5 protein-coding genes are annotated in these 6,000 nt (G+C 47.8%); 2 read left to right on the forward strand and 3 right to left on the reverse strand.

Features of this window, described 5'->3' with window-relative positions:
- Positions 1 to 94 precede the first annotated feature (94 nt).
- Complete coding sequence (locus tag RIG27_RS30300; protein ID WP_446350811.1) at positions 95 to 709, forward strand: YdcF family protein; 615 nt, start codon at positions 95 to 97, stop codon at positions 707 to 709.
- A 148-nt stretch (positions 710 to 857) separates the two neighbouring features.
- Here RIG27_RS30300 and RIG27_RS30305 read toward each other — a convergent pair whose 3' ends face one another.
- The 3 genes from RIG27_RS30305 to RIG27_RS30315 form a co-directional block, all read right to left on the reverse strand.
- Positions 858 to 1,100 (reverse strand): hypothetical protein, encoded by a 243-nt coding sequence (locus RIG27_RS30305; protein ID WP_446350812.1) that lies wholly within the window; start codon positions 1,098 to 1,100, stop codon positions 858 to 860.
- A gap of 4 nt (positions 1,101 to 1,104) precedes the next feature.
- Positions 1,105 to 1,398: a DUF2288 domain-containing protein gene (locus RIG27_RS30310; RefSeq protein WP_446350813.1), complete on the reverse strand. Its 294-nt coding sequence runs from the start codon at positions 1,396 to 1,398 to the stop codon at positions 1,105 to 1,107.
- A gap of 105 nt (positions 1,399 to 1,503) precedes the next feature.
- On the reverse strand, positions 1,504 to 3,117 hold the full coding sequence (locus RIG27_RS30315) for a B12-binding domain-containing radical SAM protein (protein ID WP_446350814.1): 1,614 nt from the start codon (positions 3,115 to 3,117) through the stop codon (positions 1,504 to 1,506).
- Positions 3,118 to 3,760: 643 nt separating this feature from the next.
- Between RIG27_RS30315 and RIG27_RS30320 the strand changes: the two genes are divergently transcribed.
- Complete coding sequence (locus RIG27_RS30320; protein ID WP_446350815.1) at positions 3,761 to 5,866, forward strand: AAA family ATPase; 2,106 nt, start codon at positions 3,761 to 3,763, stop codon at positions 5,864 to 5,866.
- Positions 5,867 to 6,000 lie beyond the last annotated feature (134 nt).

Genomic DNA, 6,000 nt, shown 5'->3' on the forward strand with positions numbered 1-6,000 from the left:
CCTTTAGACTGGTATCTTGCGATGTAGGGGGGATTTCCAGGTTCCGCCCAAAAGAGCGCTCCTCCTTGATACCACCTGATTCTTCTGTTTATTCATGCTTTTGAGGATTTCTGTGCGTCAACGGCGATACTTGTTTTCGCGATCGCGGCGCTCTAAGGTTAGATTACTGTCCTGGTTGATGCCGATTTTGGCGGTTTCGCTATTCTGTGGCTATAAGCAAATTCAAAGTTATTTGATCCAGCCGGAAGCTATTTTGGTTTTAGGGGGAGAAGAAGAACGAGAACTGTTTGCGGCTGATTTCGCTCAGCAGCACCCCAATCTTCATATCTGGGTATCGTCCGGTAGTCCATCATGGTACACCCAAAAGGTATTCGCTAAAGCTGGAATTCCCCGCAATCACCTGCATATTGATCGCCGTGCTACCGATACGGTAACTAACTTTACGACGTTGGTGGATGAGTTTAAAGCCCAAGGAATCGATGGTGTCTATTTGATTACAGCAGATGATCACATGCTGCGGGCGCGGGTAATTGGTGAAATTGTGTTTGGCAGTCGCGGGATCATTGTTAAGCCTGTCCCTGTGTCGTTAGGACGTGATCCGGAACCGATTGAGAAATCCCTGCGGGATGGTGCAAGAGCGTTATTGTGGGTGACGACTGGACATACTGGCGCTACTCTGGGTCAGACATCGAATTTCCTGAAAAAATAGAACTTAAGTAGGTGGACACAATTAAAGTGAACGGTAAAGATCGTCATTCGTCATTCGTCATTCGTCATTCGTCATTCGTCATTCGTCATTTGTAAGGGTTTAAGGATTATTTACATAACTTACTATAGGTAAGTTTATTGCCACTGACCTACTTAAATAAGGGCGGGTTTTGTTGTTCATTTATCAGTGAAGAGGGCGGGTTTTGTTGTTCATTTATCGGTGAGGAGGGCGGGTTTTGTTGTTCCGTTATCGGTGAGGAGGGCGGGTTTTGTTGTTCCGTTATCGGTGAGGAGCTGAATTGATTCCCTAAACCCGCCCCTACGATTGTGGCTAAACCCGCCCCTACGATTGTGGCTAAACCCGCCCCTACGATTGTGGCTAAACCCAGCAATGTTTTAGGCGGCGAGTTCTTGTACTAAAACATAGGGTTGTACAATCAAAGCTTGAAACCGTTTACTTTGATCGCTATTCCAATCGGCTAATTGATTAGCAAACGGTTTGTGAAGCTGTTGGTTACTAATCCAAGACTGGACAGACAAGGTATCATCATTCGCGATCGCGACTCCAACATCAAGTATATCTAACTCTGGCTTCACCACGATCACAACATCTCGTAAGGAGTGAGGAACCAGCCAATCCCAGGCGGCTTCATCGACAGATTGGGCGAGTTCAGCTTTTAAATCTTGCATGAGTTATCGAAGGACATAAAACAAAGGACTAATGACTAATGACTAATGACTAATGACTAATGACTAATGACTAATGACTAATGACTAATGACTAATGACTAATGACTAATGACTAATAGACATCGCCGCATCCAAATGTTTTAATAATGTACCTTGAGGTAAAGAGCCTTGTAAATGACTCCAAGGCAATATTTGCTCTGTTGACCAATTGTCATGCACATAAAAATCCAATTCTGGCAACTTGCCTTTTAATTGCTTAAACGCCCGTCGAAAACTTCCCACGGAGTCGCCATAATGCCGTGTTAATTCTAACAACTCCGACAATCGGCGATCGCCTCTGGAGATTAGCGCCTGAATTACTGACCAATTATAGCTTTCCGGGCGAAAGTCAATACCCTGCGATCTCAAGGTTTTCTGCAAATACTTTAACCGCTTCTGGGCAGCAGAATTCACGCCAAACCATTGAAAGGGGGTATGGGCTTTAGGAACAAAGGTACTGCATCCCAGAGTTAAGCGTAAACCTGGGGCGGCTTTTTTGATCGCCTGCATCATGGCTACTGTCTGTTCCACATCAGACATTTCTTCACCGGGAATACCCACCATCCCATACAGCTTGAGTGCCTTTAATCCCCCAGCCTTGGCATTAATTGCCGCTTGAATGATCTCCTGATTATTCAATTTCTTATTAATAATTTGCCGTAATCGTTCCGAACCACTTTCCACGGCAATAGTAATCGATCGCGTGTCCCGTTTCGACAAGGTTTCCGCTAGCTTGGGCGTGACGGTATTGGTTCGCACTGAGGCAATGCTCAATCGAACATCATCATAGTCTGGTTGTGCCAGATAATCCAGCAATACCTCAAACTCTGGATGTTGAGTCACCGACGCCCCGAGTAAGCCAATGCGCTTGGTTACTGTCAATCCGCGTTCAATCGCTGGAATCAACGAATCGGTGGCACTTGGCGTGCGAAAAGGCAAGGTTAAATAACTGGCTAAACAAAAGCGGCACATTTCTGGGCAACTGCGTACCACTTCCACCATGTAAATATTTTCCCAAGCGGCTTTTTCGGTAACAACGGTGGAGGAGGATAAGGTATTACCGCGATAGGTTTGCTTGGTGACTGTGGCCCGAATCTGGGAATCGACGGGTTGAATGGATGCGATCGCGCCTGTTTGATCCTGATAGGTTACCCTATACAGACTGGGAACGTATATCCCTGGAACGTGGGCTAAATGCCGCAATTTCTCGGTTCTATCGGCTTGGCGAACCTGTTTATAAGCGTCAATGAAATCCCCTAATAGGGTTTCCCCATCCCCTAACAAGATCAGATCAAAGAAATCAGCAAAGGGTTCTGGGTTTGCGGTGAGTACGGGTCCGCCGCCAAACACGAGGGGATGGCGATCGTCCCGTTGTGCAGAGCGTACCGGAATTTCTAAGGATTCTAGTAAGGACAATATATTGACATAATCGAGTTCCCATGATATAGAGAAGCCGATTAATTCTGGCTGTCGGGGCAATGGTTCATGACAATCGGTAAACAAGCGGCTTACTTGTAAGTCAGATCGCTGGGCTAGGGTTGCCCAAACAACTTGATAGCCTAGGCTGGTGATGCCTACGGTGTAGTCATTGGGAAAAGCAAAGATAGTGGGAATAGCATCGGTTTCCGGGGTAGTCGGTGTAAAGAGTAGGCGTTCAGCGGTAAAGGCAGAAGCAGTCACAAGCAGTGTTTGAGGCAAATAGGTTTGTGCTTTCTATTGTAAGAATCTGACACACTGATTTCACGGATTTTTGGAGATGGTAAGGGTGGGGTGTTTGGGGGTTAATAGCACTGATTTCACAGAAGCGTTAGTTCTGGGGAGGCAAAGGATGAAACGATGATTAGATTTTGGGGAGATTATTTAGTTCTCTGTGTCAATCTGTGTCCCTCACTATTCACAGTTGCTGTCTCTGCCATTCAATCTATCTGTGTAATCTGTGTTTTTGTCAAGACCCTGTAATGATTTTTATCGTAAGTTTAACAAAATACATGCGTCCGAGGGTAAGTTGGGCGTGAGACACCATCCTTTCCTGCTGCCAATTTTTGCCTGTATTCTTGGCGTTGAGTGGTGTCCGGATTATTTTTGCCCACAAAATCACCACCATAGATAATATACCAGTTTATCGCACATCCGTCTCACAATGACTGAAACTATAGTAAACTCGTAGAGAATTCCGGAAAATGCTTCAAAAACAAGAAATTATGATGTTTTGTTAAGACATCAAACAGATTTAAATATTTAACCTTTTTTTTTTGGAAAGAATAGTTTTAATTATCAGAACTTGACAGGTTTAGCCCAAACAACTTTGAGGAAAGCCAAGGAAATGTCAGTAGCAAAGGATACAACAACTACAAATTGGTATGTAGCCAATAGTCGTCGTGATCTGAAGAGTGCGATCGCACAGGTACGATTGGCGCTGATTCGTCGGATTGAGCAGCGTCAGGGGAAAGAGACGGAGATGATCGCGATCGCACTGCCAGAGGAGGAAGCGGATGCCCCACCCTCGGCGTTGACACAACTCTGTCAAATCTTCCGGTTATCAGTGTTTGAGCGGGATGTGTTGCTCCTCTGTGCCGGGATGGAATTGGATGAGCAGTGGGGGGCATTATCTGCTGAGGCACAGGGGGAGGCGCACCGGAATTATCCCACGTTTGGTTTAGCCTGGGCGCTTTCGGCAGAACCGAATTTAGCCGCCTTGCGTCCGGATGCGCCTTTGCGCTGGTGGCGGTTGATTGAAGTGGGGGAGGGGACGAGTCGGCTTAAGTGTCCCTTGCGGATAGATGAGCGGATTTTTGATTATCTGTTGGGGGAGGATTATGTTGATCCGCGATTGCGGGGAATGGTGCAGCCGTTGTCGGTGGCGGCAGAGGATTATGCTGTTTTACCGCCATCCCATCAGCAGATGGTGGCGCAAATTGCGGCAACTTGGGTCGAGTCATCCCGGACATTGTTGCCTGTGATTGGGTTATCGGGGGTGGATGGAATGAGTAAAAGTGCGATCGCGGCGGCGGTTTGTCGTCAGTTGAATTTGAATCTGCATCGCTTATCCGTGGCGGCGTTGACGTCTCAGGGGGGGAGTCTGAGTTTAGTCAAGCAGTTGTGTGAACGGGAATGGCGATTGACACATTCGGTGCTATTCCTGGATGGGGATGAGATGGATGAGGGGATGAACTCTGGGTTATCCGAATTTATCGATACGATTAATCTGCCTCTGATGGTGAGTCGTCGAGAACGTGGGCGAAACAGCGTGCGATCGCTAATTACTTGGGAGGTGCAGCCCCCCACCGCCGAGGAACAGAAGACGATTTGGCAAGGGGCTTTAGGGGAGAAAGCCGTGCATCTGGAGGCGGAGATTGAAGCGTTGGTGTCCCAGTTTCAACTGAGTGTCAGGGATATTTATACGGTGTGTATTCAGGCGCAAACGAGTCTAGATGCCGAAATTGCCAACAAGGAAGCAGCCATTGCTACCCCTGCACCTGAACCCGTAGAGGAAACCAAACCCACGCGCAAACGCCGAACGACTCGCAAAACCGATACCGAAACCCCACCGCCGAAACCTGTCACCTTAGAAGTGGCAAAGAGTCCCTTATGGGAAATTTGTCGCACCCAAGCCCGTCCCCAGTTGCAGGACTTGGCAGTGCGGATAGAGACAACAGCCGAATGGGAGGATTTAATTTTACCGGAGAAGGAGAAGGGGATGCTGCGGGAGATGGTGGTACAGGTACAGCAACGGGGAAGGGTCTATGAAACCTGGGGATTTGCCCAAAAGAATCAACGGGGATTGGGAATAAATGCCCTGTTTTCGGGGATGTCGGGAACCGGGAAAACCCTGGCGGCGGAGGTATTGGGGAATACCTTACGGTTGGATGTCTATCGCATCGATTTGAGTGCGGTGGTGAGTAAGTATATTGGCGAGACGGAGAAGAATTTGCGGCGCATCTTTGATGGCGCGGAAGGGTGTGGGGCGATTTTACTGTTTGATGAGGCGGATGCGCTGTTTGGCAAACGTTCTGAGGTGAAGGATTCCCATGACCGTCATGCCAATATTGAGGTGAGTTATTTGTTGCAACGGATGGAGACGTATCGGGGATTGGCGATTTTGACGACGAATATTCAGACGGGGTTGGATCAGGCGTTTATTCGTCGGATTCGGTTTATTGTTAAGTTTCCCTATCCGAGTGCCAAAGAACGAGAGGAAATTTGGCGGCGGGTGTTTCCCCAACAGACACCGACGGAGGGGTTGGATTTTAAGAAGTTGGGACAGTTGAATATGGCAGGGGGGAATATTAAGACGATTGCCATGAATGCAGCGTTTTTAGCGGCGGGGGCTGGGGAGGCGGTGCAGATGAGTCATATTAAGCAGGCGGCGATTCAGGAATGTTTGAAGGTGGAACGTCCGATGGGTCAAGGGGAATTGCAAGGCTGGTAACACTGATTGCGCTGATTTTTTTATGGGTGAGTGATGGGTGGCACAGGTTAGTAGCACTGATTACACAGAGGGGTTAGTGGTGGGTGGCTTATGTTGGTAAGGATGATTCGGTTGTCGGAAAGATGATTGAGTTT

The sequence above is a fragment of the Coleofasciculus sp. F4-SAH-05 genome (assembly GCF_040222985.1).
GTDB lineage: Bacteria > Cyanobacteriota > Cyanobacteriia > Cyanobacteriales > Coleofasciculaceae > Coleofasciculus > Coleofasciculus chthonoplastes.

Excerpts from the sequence above, each read along its gene's own strand:
- RIG27_RS30320 (WP_446350815.1), top strand. The coding sequence starts at position 3,761 with ATGTCAGTAGCAAAGGATACAACAACTACAAATTGGTATGTAGCCAAT.
- RIG27_RS30310 (WP_446350813.1), bottom strand. The coding sequence starts at position 1,398 with ATGCAAGATTTAAAAGCTGAACTCGCCCAATCTGTCGATGAAGCCGCC.
- RIG27_RS30300 (WP_446350811.1), top strand. The coding sequence starts at position 95 with ATGCTTTTGAGGATTTCTGTGCGTCAACGGCGATACTTGTTTTCGCGA.